The sequence below is a fragment of the Microbacterium altimontanum genome, from assembly GCF_058349865.2.
Genome location: NZ_JBYRJB020000002.1, coordinates 64,245 through 79,040, shown reverse-complemented (window position 1 = coordinate 79,040; position 14,796 = coordinate 64,245). Strand labels below are relative to the sequence as shown.

At 69.4% G+C, this 14,796-nt stretch carries 12 protein-coding genes; 8 read left to right on the top strand and 4 right to left on the bottom strand.

The features are described 5' to 3' along the window. Nucleotides 1-93: 93 nt before the first annotated feature. The 3 genes from AC3RX1_RS02595 to AC3RX1_RS02585 all read left to right on the top strand — a co-directional run bounded on the left by AC3RX1_RS02595 (nucleotide 94) and on the right by AC3RX1_RS02585 (nucleotide 2,501). Nucleotides 94-582, top strand: coding sequence for an Lrp/AsnC family transcriptional regulator (locus tag AC3RX1_RS02595; RefSeq protein ID WP_491499681.1), 489 nt, complete (start codon nucleotides 94-96; stop codon nucleotides 580-582). A gap of 81 nt (nucleotides 583-663) precedes the next feature. After that, nucleotides 664-1,866: a sensor histidine kinase gene (locus tag AC3RX1_RS02590; RefSeq protein WP_491499680.1), complete on the top strand. Its 1,203-nt coding sequence runs from the start codon at nucleotides 664-666 to the stop codon at nucleotides 1,864-1,866. Continuing rightward, complete coding sequence (locus AC3RX1_RS02585; protein WP_491499679.1) at nucleotides 1,863-2,501, top strand: response regulator; 639 nt, start codon at nucleotides 1,863-1,865, stop codon at nucleotides 2,499-2,501. The genes AC3RX1_RS02590 and AC3RX1_RS02585 overlap by 4 nt, the downstream gene beginning before the upstream one ends. Before the next feature lie 48 nt (nucleotides 2,502-2,549). Here AC3RX1_RS02585 and AC3RX1_RS02580 read toward each other — a convergent pair whose 3' ends face one another. After that, entirely contained in the window at nucleotides 2,550-3,515 is a 966-nt protein-coding gene (locus AC3RX1_RS02580; RefSeq protein WP_491499678.1) for an acetylxylan esterase, read from the bottom strand. A 149-nt stretch (nucleotides 3,516-3,664) separates the two neighbouring features. Between AC3RX1_RS02580 and AC3RX1_RS02575 the strand changes: the two genes are divergently transcribed. From AC3RX1_RS02575 to AC3RX1_RS02555, 5 genes are all read left to right on the top strand, one after another. Further along, complete coding sequence (locus AC3RX1_RS02575; RefSeq protein WP_491499677.1) at nucleotides 3,665-5,110, top strand: GH1 family beta-glucosidase; 1,446 nt, start codon at nucleotides 3,665-3,667, stop codon at nucleotides 5,108-5,110. Further along, on the top strand, nucleotides 5,107-6,579 hold the full coding sequence (locus tag AC3RX1_RS02570) for a glycoside hydrolase family 43 protein (protein ID WP_491499676.1): 1,473 nt from the start codon (nucleotides 5,107-5,109) through the stop codon (nucleotides 6,577-6,579). The genes AC3RX1_RS02575 and AC3RX1_RS02570 overlap by 4 nt, the downstream gene beginning before the upstream one ends. A 268-nt stretch (nucleotides 6,580-6,847) precedes the next feature. Beyond that, the gene (locus AC3RX1_RS02565; protein WP_491499675.1) at nucleotides 6,848-7,837 is read left to right on the top strand and encodes an ABC transporter permease; all 990 of its coding nucleotides are present in this window, start codon (nucleotides 6,848-6,850) and stop codon (nucleotides 7,835-7,837) included. A gap of 11 nt (nucleotides 7,838-7,848) precedes the next feature. After that, nucleotides 7,849-8,769 (top strand): carbohydrate ABC transporter permease, encoded by a 921-nt coding sequence (locus AC3RX1_RS02560; protein ID WP_491499674.1) that lies wholly within the window; start codon nucleotides 7,849-7,851, stop codon nucleotides 8,767-8,769. 46 nt (nucleotides 8,770-8,815) lie between these two features. Beyond that, complete coding sequence (locus tag AC3RX1_RS02555; protein ID WP_491499673.1) at nucleotides 8,816-10,567, top strand: type 2 periplasmic-binding domain-containing protein; 1,752 nt, start codon at nucleotides 8,816-8,818, stop codon at nucleotides 10,565-10,567. 86 nt (nucleotides 10,568-10,653) lie between these two features. Here the strand turns inward: AC3RX1_RS02555 and AC3RX1_RS02550 are convergent, their stop codons facing one another. The 3 genes from AC3RX1_RS02550 to AC3RX1_RS02540 are packed head-to-tail and all read right to left on the bottom strand — an operon-like array spanning nucleotide 10,654 to nucleotide 14,749. Next, nucleotides 10,654-11,259, bottom strand: coding sequence for a YesL family protein (locus AC3RX1_RS02550; RefSeq protein ID WP_491499672.1), 606 nt, complete (start codon nucleotides 11,257-11,259; stop codon nucleotides 10,654-10,656). An 11-nt stretch (nucleotides 11,260-11,270) separates the two neighbouring features. Next, a complete protein-coding gene (locus AC3RX1_RS02545; RefSeq protein ID WP_491499671.1) occupies nucleotides 11,271-12,281 on the bottom strand; it encodes a LacI family DNA-binding transcriptional regulator in 1,011 nt (336 codons plus the stop codon). Then, nucleotides 12,275-14,749 (bottom strand): glycosyl hydrolase family 95 catalytic domain-containing protein, encoded by a 2,475-nt coding sequence (locus AC3RX1_RS02540; RefSeq protein ID WP_491499670.1) that lies wholly within the window; start codon nucleotides 14,747-14,749, stop codon nucleotides 12,275-12,277. The genes AC3RX1_RS02545 and AC3RX1_RS02540 overlap by 7 nt, the downstream gene beginning before the upstream one ends. Nucleotides 14,750-14,796 lie beyond the last annotated feature (47 nt).

Sequence of the window (14,796 nt, the reverse complement as noted above, 5' to 3'; positions counted from 1 at the left end):
GGAACCTCCGATCGTTGAGGATCAGGCCGCCGAAACGGCCACACGACGTAACTCTTCCGGGCTGAAGAGCGATTCACCGGTAATCTTACGGGAATGACGGATGCCTCCACCACCCCGGTCGCGCCCCTCGACGCCGCTGACGCCCACATCGTCGCCGAGATCTCGCAGGACGCCCGCGCGACGCTCGCCCACCTGTCCGAGCGGGTCGGGCTCTCGGTCTCGGCGGTTCAGGCGCGCCTGCGGCGCCTCGAATCCCGCGGCGTCATCGCCGGTTACCGGCCGATCCTCGACGCCGAGGCGGTGGGCCGGCCGTTGTCGGCGTTCATCGAGATCACCCCGCTCGATCCCGCCCAGCCCGACAACGCGCCGGAGCTTCTCGAGCACCTCGAGGAGATCGAGGCGTGCCACTCGATCGCGGGAGACGCCGCTTACATGCTGTTCGTCCGGGTGGCGTCGCCGCGCGAGCTCGAGCGCCTGATCCGCGACATCCGTCTCGCCGCGGGCGTCTCCACCCGCACGACCGTCGTGCTGCAGACGTTCTACGAGCACCGTCCGATCCTCCCCGTCGCCCGGAAGGACTGAGGCCGCGGACGAGGAATGCCGCAGCCGGAATACATCGCGCGACGGATGCCGCGACCCGGCGCCTCCCGTAGCGTGAGAGTCGTGTTCCGGCGTCTGTACCCCTACCAGCTCGCGGTCGATGTGACCGGAGCGGTCCTGTTCGCCCTCGTCGCCGTGCCGCTGGAGGTCGCGCTCGGGCAGGGGACGACCCTCAACATCCCGATCTCGGTGCTGCTGGCGGTCGTCTTCGGTACGGCGCTCGCGCTGCGCCGAGCATCACCCGCCCTCGCGCTTGGGATCGCCTGGTTCGGGGCGATCGTGCAGATGTCCTTCGGTCGCACGCCGGGATTCGTCGACCTCGTGGTGTTCGCGGTGCTGTACACCGCCGCGGCATACGGATCGCGGCTCCTGTTCTGGCTCGGGTTCTCCTCGGCCGTAGGCGGCGCGATCGTGGCGACCGTCTACCTGTACATCGTGCTGAACTCGAACGACATCACGTGGCAGACGCTGACCGTCGCGGCGGCCGTGATGATCGCGGCGACGTTCGCGCTGCTGCTCGCGTGGACCGTCGGCGCCCTGGTGCGAACGGCGCGCCGCGCGCGGGCAGGCCGGCTCGCGCAGGAGCAGGCGGAGGCGGAGACCGCCGCCGAGCAGGAGCGGGCCCGCATCGCGCGCGACATGCACGACGTGGTGGCGCACTCCCTCGCCGTGGTGATCGCGCAGGCCGATGGCGCGCGCTACGCCGGGGCCTCCGATCCCGGCGCGCAGACCGCGGCGCTCGGCACGATCTCGACGACGGCGCGGGCGGCGCTCGCCGACGTGCGCGTGCTGCTCGCGCAGCTGCGTCACCGCCAGGAGGAGGGGCCGCAGCCCACGGTGGCCGATCTGGAGGCGCTGTTCGGCCACGTGCGGGCGGCGGGCGTCGATCTGCGCGTGACGATCGACCCGGCCCCGCAGGCCGAGGCGCCCGCGGCGGTGCAGCTGGCGGTGTACCGGATCGTGCAGGAGGCGACGACCAACGCCCTGCGCCACGGCGGTGCCGGCCCGGTGGAGGTGTTCCTCGCCTGGCATCCCGATCACGTGCGGCTCGAGGTGCGCAATGCGCTGCGCGGCGGATCGGGAGGGGCCGCCGCATCCGGCGACCGGGCGGGGGCCGACGCATCCGTTCCGCTCGATCCGCCGCGCGGCCATGGGCTGATCGGCATGCGGGAACGGGCGCTGCTCGTGGGCGGCACGCTCGAGGCGGAGGCCGCGGACGGCGTGTTCGTCGTACGCGCGACCCTCCCGATGGGAGGAATCCGATGATCCGGGTCGTGCTGGCGGATGACCAGGCCCTGTTCCGCGCGGGCATCCGCATGGTGATCGACTCCCAGCCCGACCTGCAGGTCGTCGGGGAGGCGTCCGACGGGCGGGAGGCGATCGACGTCGTGCGGGCGACACGTCCGGACGTCGTGCTCATGGACATCCGCATGCCCGTGATGGACGGGCTCGCCGCGACCGGGGAGCTGCTGACCGCGGGCGAGACGGCCCGCATCGTGATGCTCACCACGTTCGACCTCGACGAGGCGGCGGCGCGGGCGATCCGGCAGGGCGCGAGCGGGTTCCTCCTCAAGGACGCCGACCCCGAGTTCCTGCTGGCGGCGATCCGCACGGTGCATGCCGGGTCGGCGGTGATCGCTGCTGCGGCGACCCGTGAGCTGTTCGCACAGACGACGGATGCGTCGCCGGTGCCGATCCCGGACTCCTACGGTGAGCTGACCGAGCGGGAGCGGGAGATCTTCGCGCTCGCGGCGCGCGGCCTGTCGAATGCCGAGATCGCCGCGCGCGAGTACCTGTCGGAGGCCACAGTGAAGACGCACATCAGCCGCATCCTCACGAAGCTGGCGCTGCGCGACCGCGTGCAGCTCGTCGTCTTCGCGTTCGAGCACGGCTTGGCCTGACGCCTCCGCTCGCGCCCCCAGCCCGCCGCCGCCGGTTTCGGGCCGGGCTCAGAGACGGGCAGCGAGCCAGCGGGTCTGGCGCACCCACTGCTCGGTCTGTCCGCCTTCGTGGCCGTTGAACTCGTAGACCTCGATCGCGTTGTCGCCGCTGCCGCAGTGGTTGAACGCGGCGAAGATGCTCGAGGGCAGCACGACGCCGTCCATCATCCCGACCGAGAACAGCGCGGGGGCGGTGATGCGGCGCGCGAAGTTCACGCCGTCGAAGTACGACAGCGTTGCGAAGACGTTCTCCACCTCGTTGCGGTGCACGGCGAGGTAGCGCTCGATCTCGCGGAACGGATGGTCGGGAGTGAGATCGACCGACCGGCGGAAGTGGCACAGGAACGGCACATCGGGCATCACCGCCGCGACGCCCGGGTGCAGGCCCGCCGCGGCGAGTGAGATGCCGCCGCCCTGGCTGCCGCCGGTCACCGCGATGCGCGCCGCGTCGACGAAGGGGAGCTCGGCGGCCGTGTCGATCAGCCGCACGGCGTCGGTGAACAGCCGCCGGTAGTAGTACGTGTCGGGGCTGCCGATGCCGCGCGTCATGAACCCCGACACCGCGGCGCCCGACCCGTGCGGATCCGGGGTGTCGCCGCCCGAGCCCCACCCGCTGCCCTGACCGCGGGTGTCCATCAGGATGTGCACGTAGCCGGTCGCCGCCCACTTCAGCTGCTCGCCCGGGATCCCGCGGCCGCCGCCGTACCCGATGAACTCGACGACGGTGGGAAGCGGGGTGTCGGAGGCCGGTCGCGTCACCCACGCACGGATGGGGTCCCCGGCGAACCCGCTGAACGTGAGGTCTTGGATCACGAACTGCGAGATCGGCGTGTCGACGGGCGCGAGCGTCGGCGGTGCCGCCACGGCGCGGGCCTCCTCGATCGTGCGACGCCAGAACGCGTCGAAATCGGCGGGCTCGGCCACGTCGGGGCGGTAGGTGCGGAGGTCGTCGAGAGACATGTCGGTCAGCGGCACGAACGCCACCGTACAGCACGCGTGAAGCAGGTGTTGCGCACGGAAGACGTTCGGCCTACCCTGAATCGAAGCGTTTCGACCGCCAGCGCGCCGCACAGCGGCGGCGGCGCCGGGAAACGCCGTTCCGACCCGATGACGAGTGGAGAGACGTGCGCACCGACGCCCCGCCCCAGCCCCGCCCCACAGCCCGCGCCGCCGATTTCCGGGGTAGCGGCCTGCGCTTTCCCACCGGGTTCACCTTCGGGTCCGCGACAGCCGCGTACCAGGTCGAGGGAGCCGCGCAGGAAGACGGCCGCGCCGCGTCGATCTGGGACACCTTCAGCCGCACGCCGGGCGCCGTCTGGAACGGCGACACGGGTGACGTCGCCTGCGACCACTACCACCGCTGGGAGTCGGACCTCGACCTCATGGCGGAGTTGGGTCTTCACGCATACCGCTTCTCGGTCTCGTGGCCGCGCATCCTCCCCGATGGCCGGGGAGCCGTGAACCAGCGCAGGATCGACTTCTACTCGCACCTCGTCGACGGGCTGCTGGCGCGCGGCATCCGTCCTGTCGCGACGCTGTACCACTGGGACCTCCCGCAGGCGTTGGAGGATGCCGGCGGGTGGCCGGAGCGGGCAACGGCCGACGCGTTCGCGGAGTACGCGGGAGTACTCGGCACAGCGCTCGGCGACCGCGTGCACACCGGGACGACGCTCAACGAGCCGTGGTGCACCGCTTACCTCGGCTACGGCCAGGGCGGCCACGCACCGGGTCGTCGAGAGCCGGCGGCAGCGCTCGCTGCGGTGCACCACCTGAACCTCGCGCACGGTCAGGCACTGCAGGCGCTGCGGGCGACATCGACGGGCTCGCCGGAGTACTCCGTGACGCTGAATCTGCACGTCGCCCGCGGGGATGCTGAGGCTGTGCGGCGGATCGACGCCGTCGGGAATCGCGCCTTCACCGGCCCGATGCTTCGCGGGACGTACGACGACGACCTTCTCGCCGACACCGCGGCCCTCACCGACTGGTCGTTCGTGCAGGATGGCGACCTCGCGGCCATCCACCAGCCGATCGACGTGCTGGGTGTGAACTACTACTCGACGAACACCGTGCGGATGTGGGACGGCGAGAGCCCCCGGCAGTCGGCCGACGGCCACAAGCCCGCGGAAGGCGGGACAGCCTGGCCCGGGAGCGACGGCGTCGTGGAGTTCCTCGAGCAGTCCGGCCCGCACACCGCGATGGGCTGGAACATCGCGCCCGACGGCCTCCTCGATCTGCTCACGTCGCTGCGCGACCAGTTCCCCGGCCAACCGCTCATGATCACCGAGAACGGCGCCGCGTTCGACGATGTGGTGGCCGACGGCGCTGTGCACGACGCCGAACGCGTCGACTACCTGCGTCGTCACCTCACCGCTGCGCATCGCGCGATCGAGGACGGTGTCGACCTGCGCGGCTACTTCGTGTGGTCGCTCCTCGACAACTTCGAGTGGGGCTACGGGTACGCCAAACGCTTCGGCGTCGTGCGGGTCGACTTCGACACGCAGGAACGCCTCGTGAAAGACTCCGGCCGGTGGTTCCAAGAGCTGGCGACGACGGGAGTCATCCCCGCATGAGCGCGGTGACGGATGCGGCGCTCACGCCGATCATTCCGGGCTTCTTCCCCGACCCGACGATCTGCCGCGCCGGCGATGAGCTTTTCATCGCCCACTCCTCGTTCGAGTACTCGCCGGGCGTCCCGCTGTGGCGCAGCTCCGACCTTCTGACGTGGCACGAGGCGGGGCATGTCCTCGACGGGGACCACCACCTCCTGGCGGGCGACGCAGGTGCGGGCGGTGGCGTCTACGCGCCGACGCTCCGACACCACGACGGACGCTTCTGGATGATCACGACCAACGTCTCCGGAACACCCGGCCAGCTCGTGACATCCGCCGCGCGCATCGACGGCGAGTGGGCACCCAGCCGGATCGTTCCGGGGCTTCCCGGCATCGACCCCGACCTCGCCTGGGACGACGAGGGCTGCCTGGTCACGTACAGCTCCAACGATCCCGACATGCCCGGCATCGCGCAGGCGCGGATCGACCTCGACAGTGGCGCCGTTCTCGAGCGGCCGCGCTCGGTGATGCGCGGCACCGGCCTCGCATACCCCGAAGGCCCTCATCTGTTCCGTCGGGGCGACTGGTGGTACCTGCTGTTCGCCGAAGGGGGCACCGAGCGCGGTCACTGCGTGAGCGTCGCCCGCGCGCGTACGGCGACGGGACCGTTCGAGCCGCGCCCGGCCGGTCCGATCTTCACGCGGCGCAGCACGACATTCCCCGTGCAGAACACCGGCCACGCCGACATGGTGGAGCTCGCCGACGGCGGGTGGGCCATGGTCTACCTCGGCGTCCGTCCGCGCGGGGCGACGCCGCTGTTCCACGTGAACGGGCGCGAGACGTTCCTCGCCGGGATCGAGTGGGAGGACGATTGGCCGGTCGTGGTTCCCGACCAGTACCTCATCCCGCCGCCGCACACGGCGTTTCAGGACATGTTCGAGACCGAGCGGCTGCACCCGCGTTGGATCTCGCCCGGCGCTGCGCTGTCGGCGTTCGCAGCGACGCAGCCGGGCGGCGGCGTCGAGATCCGTCGCGCACACAGCGCGAACGGCGCGCCGGCGATGCTCGCCGTGCGTGCCCGTGACCCCCGCTGGGTCTACCGGGCGACGACCCCGGTGCACGACGGCGCCGCGGTGCGGATCCGGATGGACGATCGGCACTGGTGCGAGGTGCTGCTGACGGATGGCCGGGCGCAGGTCCGCGTGGAAGTGGGCGGTCTCGGCCGGGTCTTCGCGGATACTGTGCCGCTCTCGCCGGGGCCGGTGACGCTGTGGGCTGCGGCGGAGGATCCGTCGTCCGGCGGTCCCGACGACCTCGTCCTGGGGGTCGAGGACGTAACCGGACGGCGTGCCGTCGCGCGGGTCGACGGGCGCTACCTGTCGACCGAGGTGGCGGGCGGTTTCGTCGGCCGTACGATCGGTCTGCGCGCGGAGACCGCCCCGGTGCGCTTCGACAGCGTGGAATACCACCCGACGGACCGGAACGCCTGATCATGGACGTTCGAGCCGTGGCGACCCACCGAGCCGGTGAGAGCGCTCTCAATCGTTACCGTCGCGTTACGCCGACGAGATTGACGATTCAGCGTTCACGTGGTTTCTTTGATCGAAGCCGGAATCGAAGCGGTTCGACAGATCGCTCGGTGGACGACCGGCACGCTGCAGCATCCGTCCCCGCGGCTGCCGCGGGAGCACAAAGGAGTGACATGCGACGACACGACGCGCCCCGGCTCGCAGCCGGCGACGAACGAGAGATCGCCCGATGACCGCCACCGCGGTCGTGACCGAGGTCGCGGCCTCGCAGGTCGACCAGAAGGGCGAGCGCATCCAGCGCAAGCGCGAGAAGCAGGCGGGCGGACGCCGGTCGTTCGGGATGTTCCTGTGCATCGTCCCGTTCCTCATCCTCGTCTTCCTGTTCTCCTACTTCCCGCTCTATGGGTGGATCTACTCGCTCTACGACTACAAACCCGCGCTGGGCCTCGGTGGCAGCGAATTCGTCGGCCTGCAGTGGTTCGAGATGCTCGTCAGCTCGCCCACGCAGCTCGCGCAGATCGGGCAGGTGCTGCTGAACACGCTTGCGATCAGCTTCCTCGGGATCGCGACGTCGATCCTGCCGCTGGTGTTCGCCGTGTTCCTCAACGAGATCAAGTCGACGTGGTTCCGCAACGCCGTGCAGACCCTCACGACGCTGCCGAACTTCATCTCATGGGTGCTGGTGTACATGATCGCGTTCTCGCTGTTCTCCAGCACCGGGCTGGTCAACGGCATCCTGACCGACTCCGGCCTCATCACCGCGCCGATCAAGTTCCTCGACACCGACCAGCACGTCTGGATCACGATGACGCTCTGGAGCATCTGGAAGGGGCTCGGCTGGGGTGCGATCATCTACCTCGCCGCGATCGCCGGCATCGATCAATCGCTGTTCGAATCGGCGCGCATCGACGGCGCCGGCCGCTTCCAGACCATGTGGTACGTGACGATCCCGCAGCTCATGCCGACCTACCTGGTCCTGCTGCTGCTGTCGGTGGCGAACCTGCTGAACAACGGGATGGAGCAGTACTTCGTGTTCCAGAACGCGTTCAACAAGGAGCACATCCAGGTGCTCGACCTCTACGTCTACAACATCGGCATCACCGGCAACAGCCTGTCGATGGCGACAGCGATCGGCATGCTCAAGAGCGTCATCTCGGTCGTCCTCCTGCTCACCGTCAATGCGATCGCCAAGCGCGTTCGCGGCCAGTCGATCGTCTGAGGGAGGCCACGATGTCCGCTGTCGCGACCGGCGTGCGCACGAAGCGCACCGGGGACCTGCTGTTCTCGATCATCAACTACGGGGTCTTCATCCTCCTGGTGTTCGTGTGCGCGTACCCGTTCTACTTCCTCATCATCAACTCGGTCAGCGCCAACGACGTCTCGGCGCTCGGCGATGTGCGGTGGTGGCCGATCGGGTTCCACCTCGCGAACTACAAGGAGGTGTTCCAGCTCGAGGGTCTGCCGTTGGCGGCTGTCGTCTCCGTCGCCCGCACCGTCATCGGCACCGCGGCGACGGTGCTCGCCTCCGCGTTCCTGGGTTTCATGTTCACGCAGAGCCGGATGTGGGGCCGCCAGTTCTGGTACCGCTTCGTGATCATCACGATGTACTTCAGCGCGGGGCTCATCCCGGTGTTCATCATCATGAAGACGCTGGGACTGACGAACAACTTCTGGGTGTACGTGCTCCCGTTCATCGTGCAGCCGTTCTTCATCATCCTGGTGAAGACCTACGTCGAGGCGATGCCCGAGTCGCTGCAGGAGGCAGCGGAGGTCGACGGGGCGAACATCGTGCAGATCTTCTTCCGGATCTACCTGCCGAACATGACCCCGATCCTCGCGACGGTCGCGATCTTCGCGGCGGTGGCGCAGTGGAACTCGTTCCAGGACACCCTGATCTACGTCACCGATCAGGGCCTGTACACGCTGCAGTACCTGCTCTACATGTTCATCAACCAGGCCAACAGCCTCGCCCAGGCCGCGCAGAACTCCGGCGGCAACCTGAGCGGGATCATCTCGGCCGCCACCTCGCAGACGCCGACATCCATCCGGATGACGGTCTCGGTGATCGTCGTGCTGCCGATCATCTTCATCTACCCCCTGTTCCAGCGCTTCTTCGTGAAGGGCATCATGCTGGGCGCCGTCAAGGGATGACGGCGGCCATGACCCACCAGAGAAAGTCCCCCGAGAAAGGAATGCAATGAAGCTGAAGAGGAAGGTGGCGATCGGCGCCATCGCGCTCCTCGCGGCCGGGCTGCTCAGCTCCTGCTCCGCAGGATCGGCCCAGCCGGAGAGATCGACCGTGTCGACGTTCCCCGCGAAGTGGGACAAGGAGATCACGATCGACGTGTTCGACGGTCTCGCGAACTACATGGGCGTCCAGCAGGGCTGGTTCGCCAAGCTCGTGAAGGACAAGTTCAACATGAAGCTCAACATCATCGCGCCCAACGTGGCCGGCGGTGGTGACACGCTCTACAACACCCGCGTGGCGGCCGGGAACCTCGGCGACCTCATCATCACCGACAAGGGCCAGAAGCTCGACGAGCTGGTCAAGGGTGGGCTCGTCATGGACGACAGCCCGTTCTACCCGGCGATGAAGAACGCGGCGACGTACGACAAGGCGGTCAAGAACCTGAACGACGGGAAGGACGGCGTCTACGCCTTCCCGACGTCGGTGTCGTCGCTGAAGCCCACCGAGCCGTCGGAGGGCATCGATCCGACCTTCGGCCCGTTCATCCGCTGGGACCTCTACAAGAAGCTCGGATACCCGCAGATCAACACGTTGGAAGACCTGCTGCCGGTGCTGAAGCAGATGCAGGATGCCGAGCCCACGGCGCCCAACGGCAAGAAGGTGTATGCGCTGTCGCTGTTCAAGGACTGGGACGGCAACATGATGAACAACGCCAAGCAGCCCACCTGCTTCTACGGCTACGACGAGCTGGGCTTCGTGCTCGCGAAGGCCGACGGATCGGACTACCAGGGCATCCTGGATTCCGACGGGCAGTACATGCGCACCCTCAAGTTCTATGAAGAGGCGAACCGGATGGGACTCGTCGACCCCGAATCGACGACCCAGAACTACGACACCCTGTGGTCGAAGTTCCAGAACGGCCAGGTGCTGTTCTCGTGGTGGCCGTGGCTCGGCCAGGCGGCCTACAACACCGACGGCAACACGAAGGCCGGCAAGGGCTTCGAGATCGCACCCGTCAAGGACATGAAGGTCTTCTCGTACGGTGCTGAGGCGTACGGCGGAAAGCAGGTGCTCGCGATCGGCTCGAAGGCGAAGGATCCCGAGCGCATCGCCGCGTTCGTCGACTGGCTCTACTCGTCGGAGGGTGCCTACTCGAACAACAGCCAGACGATGGGTGCCGCCGGTCCCCAGGGCCTCACCTGGGACCTCGACAGCACCGGACAGCCGGCGCTGACCGACTTCGGCAAGAAGGCGTTCATCGAGGGCAAGGGCGATGTGCCGGCCGAGTGGGGTGGCGGCGACTACACGAAGGGCTCGTCGGCGCTGAACGTGACGACGGTGCTGCCGGTGGCGACCGATCCGAACACGAAGCAGACGTACAGCTACAAGTCGTGGCCGACCTACCAGAAGCTCGTGCAGACACCGCTCAGCACGGACTGGTCGAAGCAGATGGGCGATGCGACGTCGACGATGGACTACCTGAAGAAGAACGATGAGCTGCTGGTCGCTCCCGGCGCGAGCTACACGGCCCCGGCCGACAGCTCCGAGATCGAGACGCTGCGCAATCAGGTCAAGGCGGTCGTCGTGCAGTACTCGTGGCAGATGTCGTTCGCCAAGAGCGACGCCGACTTCGAGAAGCTGAAGAACGAGCTCACGGACAAGGCGAAGGGCCTCGGCTACGACAAGGTGCTCGCCTTCGACATGGACAACGCGAAGGCGCAGAACGAGGCACGCGTGAAGGTGGCGACCGAGTTCAAGTGACCGGCTGAGCAGAGGGCCCGGGGCGCAGTGCTCCGGGCCTTCTGTGGTTCCCGTCCCGCGCAACCGACGGCGCCGAGATGCAACGGTCAGGCGGCGTGGCGGGCGAACACGCTGCGGAACAGGAACGCCGTGGCGTAGGCGCCGACCGAGAAGCCCACGGTGGCGAGGATGACCAGGAACACCGGGAACAGCAGCGTGATGCACACGAGCGCGACCGGGATGAGGACGATGCCGAACGTACGCACCGGCTCGGCGCCCGGCAGCAGCAGCGCGTTCTTCAGCGTCTGCCGCACTCCCGACGAGTAGCGGGCGACGAGCGCCATCGCATACATCCAGGCGACGACGCCGTACACCGCTGCGAGCACAGCGACCACGCCGGCCGCTCCCGACAGCAGACCCGGATTGGCGAACCAGAACACCGCGCTGAACCCGAGCACCGCCGCCGGCAGGAGCAGGATGAGCGAAAGGAGGCTCGACCGCCGGAAGTTGCGCGCGAAGGCGGGGAAGTAATCCTTCAGGGGTCGTCCGCTCTCGTCGTCGGAATAGCGGATCGTGACCTCGTACAGCGCGCTCGTCGCGCTGCCGATCGTGACGACCGGGATGCACATCACGAGGTACAGCACGTTCAGCGTGACGAAGGTGAGGAAGCCGGTGACGCCCTGGAGGGCGCGGCTCTCGGGATTGATCTGCATCGCCGCGCGTCTCAGACCGTCGAGGGCTGCGCGTCGGATGGCTGCGGGGCGCCCTGGGAGGCGAGAGCCGGCGGCAGCAGCACGACCTTCGGCGGCTCGGCTCCGCCGAGGATCTCCATCAGCGCCGACGCTCCCGCCGCGCCCATCGCCTCCGCCGGGATCGCGATGCTGTCGGCCAGGCCCGGGACGGTTTCGGCCATCTCGGCCGGGCACAGCGCGATGACATCGCGGGCGCCCGCCCGGTCGTCTCCGGCGAGACGCGCAGCGATATGCGGCAGCGCGCCCTCGTTGTGGATCAGGATGCCGGTCACGGCGGGCTCTGCTGCGAGCACGTCGTCGACGATCTCGACGGCATCGGTTCCACTCGGGCACGGATGCACGGAGCCGACGATCCCCGCATCGTCGCACCCCGCGAGGAAGCCGCGGGTCAGCCTGTCGGCGTATGATGTGTGCCGGTCGAGCACCTCCGCGGGGGCGCCGAGCAGCGCGATGCGCGTGTGCCCGAGCTCGGCGAGTCGCGCCGCAGCGAGGCGCCCGGCCGACTCGAAGTCGAAGTCGACGCACACGAGACCGTCGGCTCCCGTCGGCAGTCCGATCAGCACGCTCGGGATGGGCAGCGCCTCGAGTGTCGCGATGCGGGGATCATCGGATTCCACATCCATCAGCAGCAGGGCATCGACCATCGAGGCACGGGCGGCGTGCGTGAGACCGACGGCGTCGTCGCTCGTCAGCAGCAGCAGATCGTAGTGATGCGCGCGGGCCTCGCGGACGATGCCGGCGACGATCTGCATGACGACGTGCACGTCGACGCCCGCCCGCAGCGGGGCCTGCAGCCCGATGACGTTCGTCGAGCGCGATGCCAGCGACCGGGCGCTCGCGTGCGGGCTGTATTCGAGCTTCTCGATCGCCTCCTGCACCCGGTCGCGGGTCTCCTGCGAGATCGTGCGCTTGCCGCTCATCACATAGGAGACGGTCGAGATCGAGACGCCGGCGGTGCGGGCGACGTCGGCGATGGTCACCATGCTGGCTCCTTCAGGTCGGTCGGTGCGGCTTCGGCAGGGGGATGAGCGCCGGGAGCCGGGTCGAGATCGATGAGCAGCGGGCGCCCCGGCTCGAGGTGCACGCATCGTGGCGGCTCGCCCGGAGCCACCACGTCCATCGTGGCGGGTCGGCGGCTCTCGAGCCGGATGCGGCGCGCCCGCCCCGCCGCCCACTCCAGGTCGACGACGACCCCGCCGCGGGCACGGATCCCTTGGATAGTCCCGTCGGGCCAGGCCGCCGGGAGGGCTGCCAGCACCCGGATCACGTCGTCGTGCGACTGGACGAGCGCCTCCGCGATCGCCGTGGTCACCCCGAGGTTGCCGTCGATCTGGAACGGCGGATGCGCGCTGAACAGGTTCGCGTACAGGCCGCCGCGGTGGCTGCCCGCGGCTGCGTCGGCCGTCCGCAGCGACATGTCGATCCGCTGCGCAAAGCGCTCGCCGTCGCCGAGGCGTGCCCACATCGCCGCACGCCAGGCCAGGGCCCACCCGCTCGACTCGAGCCCGCGGCCGGCGATCGAGCGCGCGGCGGCCGCGGCGAGCCCGGGTGTGCGAGCCGGCGTGATCTGCGAGAACGGGAACAGTCCAACGAGGTGCGAGAGGTGCCGGTGGCCGGGTTCGGCGTCGGGGTGGGGCGGGTTCCACTCCTCGAGGGCGCCGTCGGGGGAAATCGCTGGATCGGGCAGCAGAGCGACGATGTCGGAGAGCGCAGCGACCTCGGCGTCGTGTCGCCCGAGCGCCGTGGCCGCGCGGGAGCAGACATCTGCGAGTTCGCGCAGCAGCGCGACATCCATCGTCGCCGTGACGCCGACCCCGCGCGGTGTGCCGCCGCCGTCGACGTAATGGTTCTCGGGAGAGGTCGAGGGGCTCGTCCAGGCCGCCGTCCCCTCGGTCTGCACCCAGGACAGGGCGAAGCGCGCGGTCTCGCGCAGCACCGGCCACACGCGGTCGCGGAGGTCGTCGAGGTCGCCGCCGAACGTGTAGCGGTCCCAGAGGTGCAGGGCGAGCCACACGCCGCCGAGCGGCCAGAACGCCCACGCCGGGTCGCCGTGACCGCCGCCCACGGGTGCGACCCCGCCCCACGCATCGGCGTTGTGGTGGGCGACCCATCCGTCGACCCCGTACAGCTGGCGGGCGACGGTCTTCCCCGTCGTCTGCGACACGCGTTCCACGAATCGCAGCAGCGGTTCGTGGCATTCCGGAAGGCCGGTCGTCTCCGCCGGCCAGTAGGCCATCTGCAGGTTGATGTTCGTCGTGTAGGCGCACGACCACGGGCCGGGCAGCTCGGCGTTCCACAGCCCCTGGAGGGTCATCGGCAGGCCCGTGCCGCGGGAGGCTGCGGTCAGCAGATACCGGCCGTAGTGGAAGACCAGCGCCGCAAGTCCCGGGTCGGGCCGCTCCTCGGCCCGGGCGACGCGCACGTCGGTGTCGATCAGGGCGGCGTCGGACGGAGAGGGCAGCTCGAGTGTGCAGCGTTCGGCGAGCTCCTCGTGCGCGGCGGCGTGCGCGGCACGCGCGGTATCCGCTGTCGCGGGGTCGAGATGGGCCGCGGCTCCCGCGACGGTCGCGCGGGCACGGGTGACGGCGTCGGCCCTGTCTGCCGGTTCCCCGGGGAGAGGGGGAGCAGTGGCGGTGCCGATCACGAGGGTGTGGGATGTCGCTGCCGCCGTGAGAAGGCGCCCTTCGTGCAGTCGCGCCGGCCCGTCCGAGCGCACGGCGATCGCCGCGGTGCGGCCCGACGCGGGGTCGTAGCGCACAGGCGCGGGCGGGTGCTCATGACCGGGGGCGACATCGACCGGCAGCAGCAGCGGGGCGACGAGCTCGCCGTCGATGAGGCCGGGCGCGTCGGCGGGCCGGAGCAGGCTGTCGATCGCCACCGACACCTCCACGTCAGCGGAGGCGGTGATGCGGTGCACGATCGCTCCGGTCGGCATGTCGGCCCAGGTCTCGTGCAGCACCTGGAGGCCGCTGGGGGTGGCGTATTCGCAGCTCGCGACACCCGTGCGCAGGTCGAGGAGGCGCCGGCATCCGTCCGCCGGCGGGGAGAGATGCTCCCCGGCAGACGCTGCACCGGTGGCTGCGTCGGCGGAGGACTCCTCGCCGCGGAGGGCGACATCGATCCAGCCCAGGGGGAGGTACGCCTGCACCCAGGGGACCTGCTGGCGCTGCAGGAGGCGCTCGGCCTCTGCGACGTCGCCGTCGGCGAGCGCCGCACGGATCGCGTGAAGAGCGCCGGCCCCGCGATCGACGACGCCGCGCAGAGGATCGGCGCCGGGGGAACCCGACCATGCGGTGATGTCGTTCAGCCAGAGCCGCTCGCCGCCGATGCGTCCGGCGCACATCGCCCCGCGGGTGCCGTTTCCGATCGGCAGGGCGTCGGTCCAGCGGCGCGCGGCGCGCGTGTAGCGCAGGACGTGGAGGGCCTCGCGGCTCTGCGTGGACAGCGGCACGAAAGCTAGTATATGGTCTGGTTGTTGAAACGCTTCGACAATCCTGC

Excerpts from the sequence above, each read along its gene's own strand:
- AC3RX1_RS02560 (WP_491499674.1), top strand. The coding sequence starts at position 7,849 with ATGTCCGCTGTCGCGACCGGCGTGCGCACGAAGCGCACCGGGGACCTG.
- AC3RX1_RS02595 (WP_491499681.1), top strand. The coding sequence starts at position 94 with ATGACGGATGCCTCCACCACCCCGGTCGCGCCCCTCGACGCCGCTGAC.
- AC3RX1_RS02570 (WP_491499676.1), top strand. The coding sequence starts at position 5,107 with ATGAGCGCGGTGACGGATGCGGCGCTCACGCCGATCATTCCGGGCTTC.
- AC3RX1_RS02565 (WP_491499675.1), top strand. The coding sequence starts at position 6,848 with ATGACCGCCACCGCGGTCGTGACCGAGGTCGCGGCCTCGCAGGTCGAC.
- AC3RX1_RS02585 (WP_491499679.1), top strand. The coding sequence starts at position 1,863 with ATGATCCGGGTCGTGCTGGCGGATGACCAGGCCCTGTTCCGCGCGGGC.
- AC3RX1_RS02550 (WP_491499672.1), bottom strand. The coding sequence starts at position 11,259 with ATGCAGATCAATCCCGAGAGCCGCGCCCTCCAGGGCGTCACCGGCTTC.
- AC3RX1_RS02545 (WP_491499671.1), bottom strand. The coding sequence starts at position 12,281 with ATGGTGACCATCGCCGACGTCGCCCGCACCGCCGGCGTCTCGATCTCG.
- AC3RX1_RS02555 (WP_491499673.1), top strand. The coding sequence starts at position 8,816 with ATGAAGCTGAAGAGGAAGGTGGCGATCGGCGCCATCGCGCTCCTCGCG.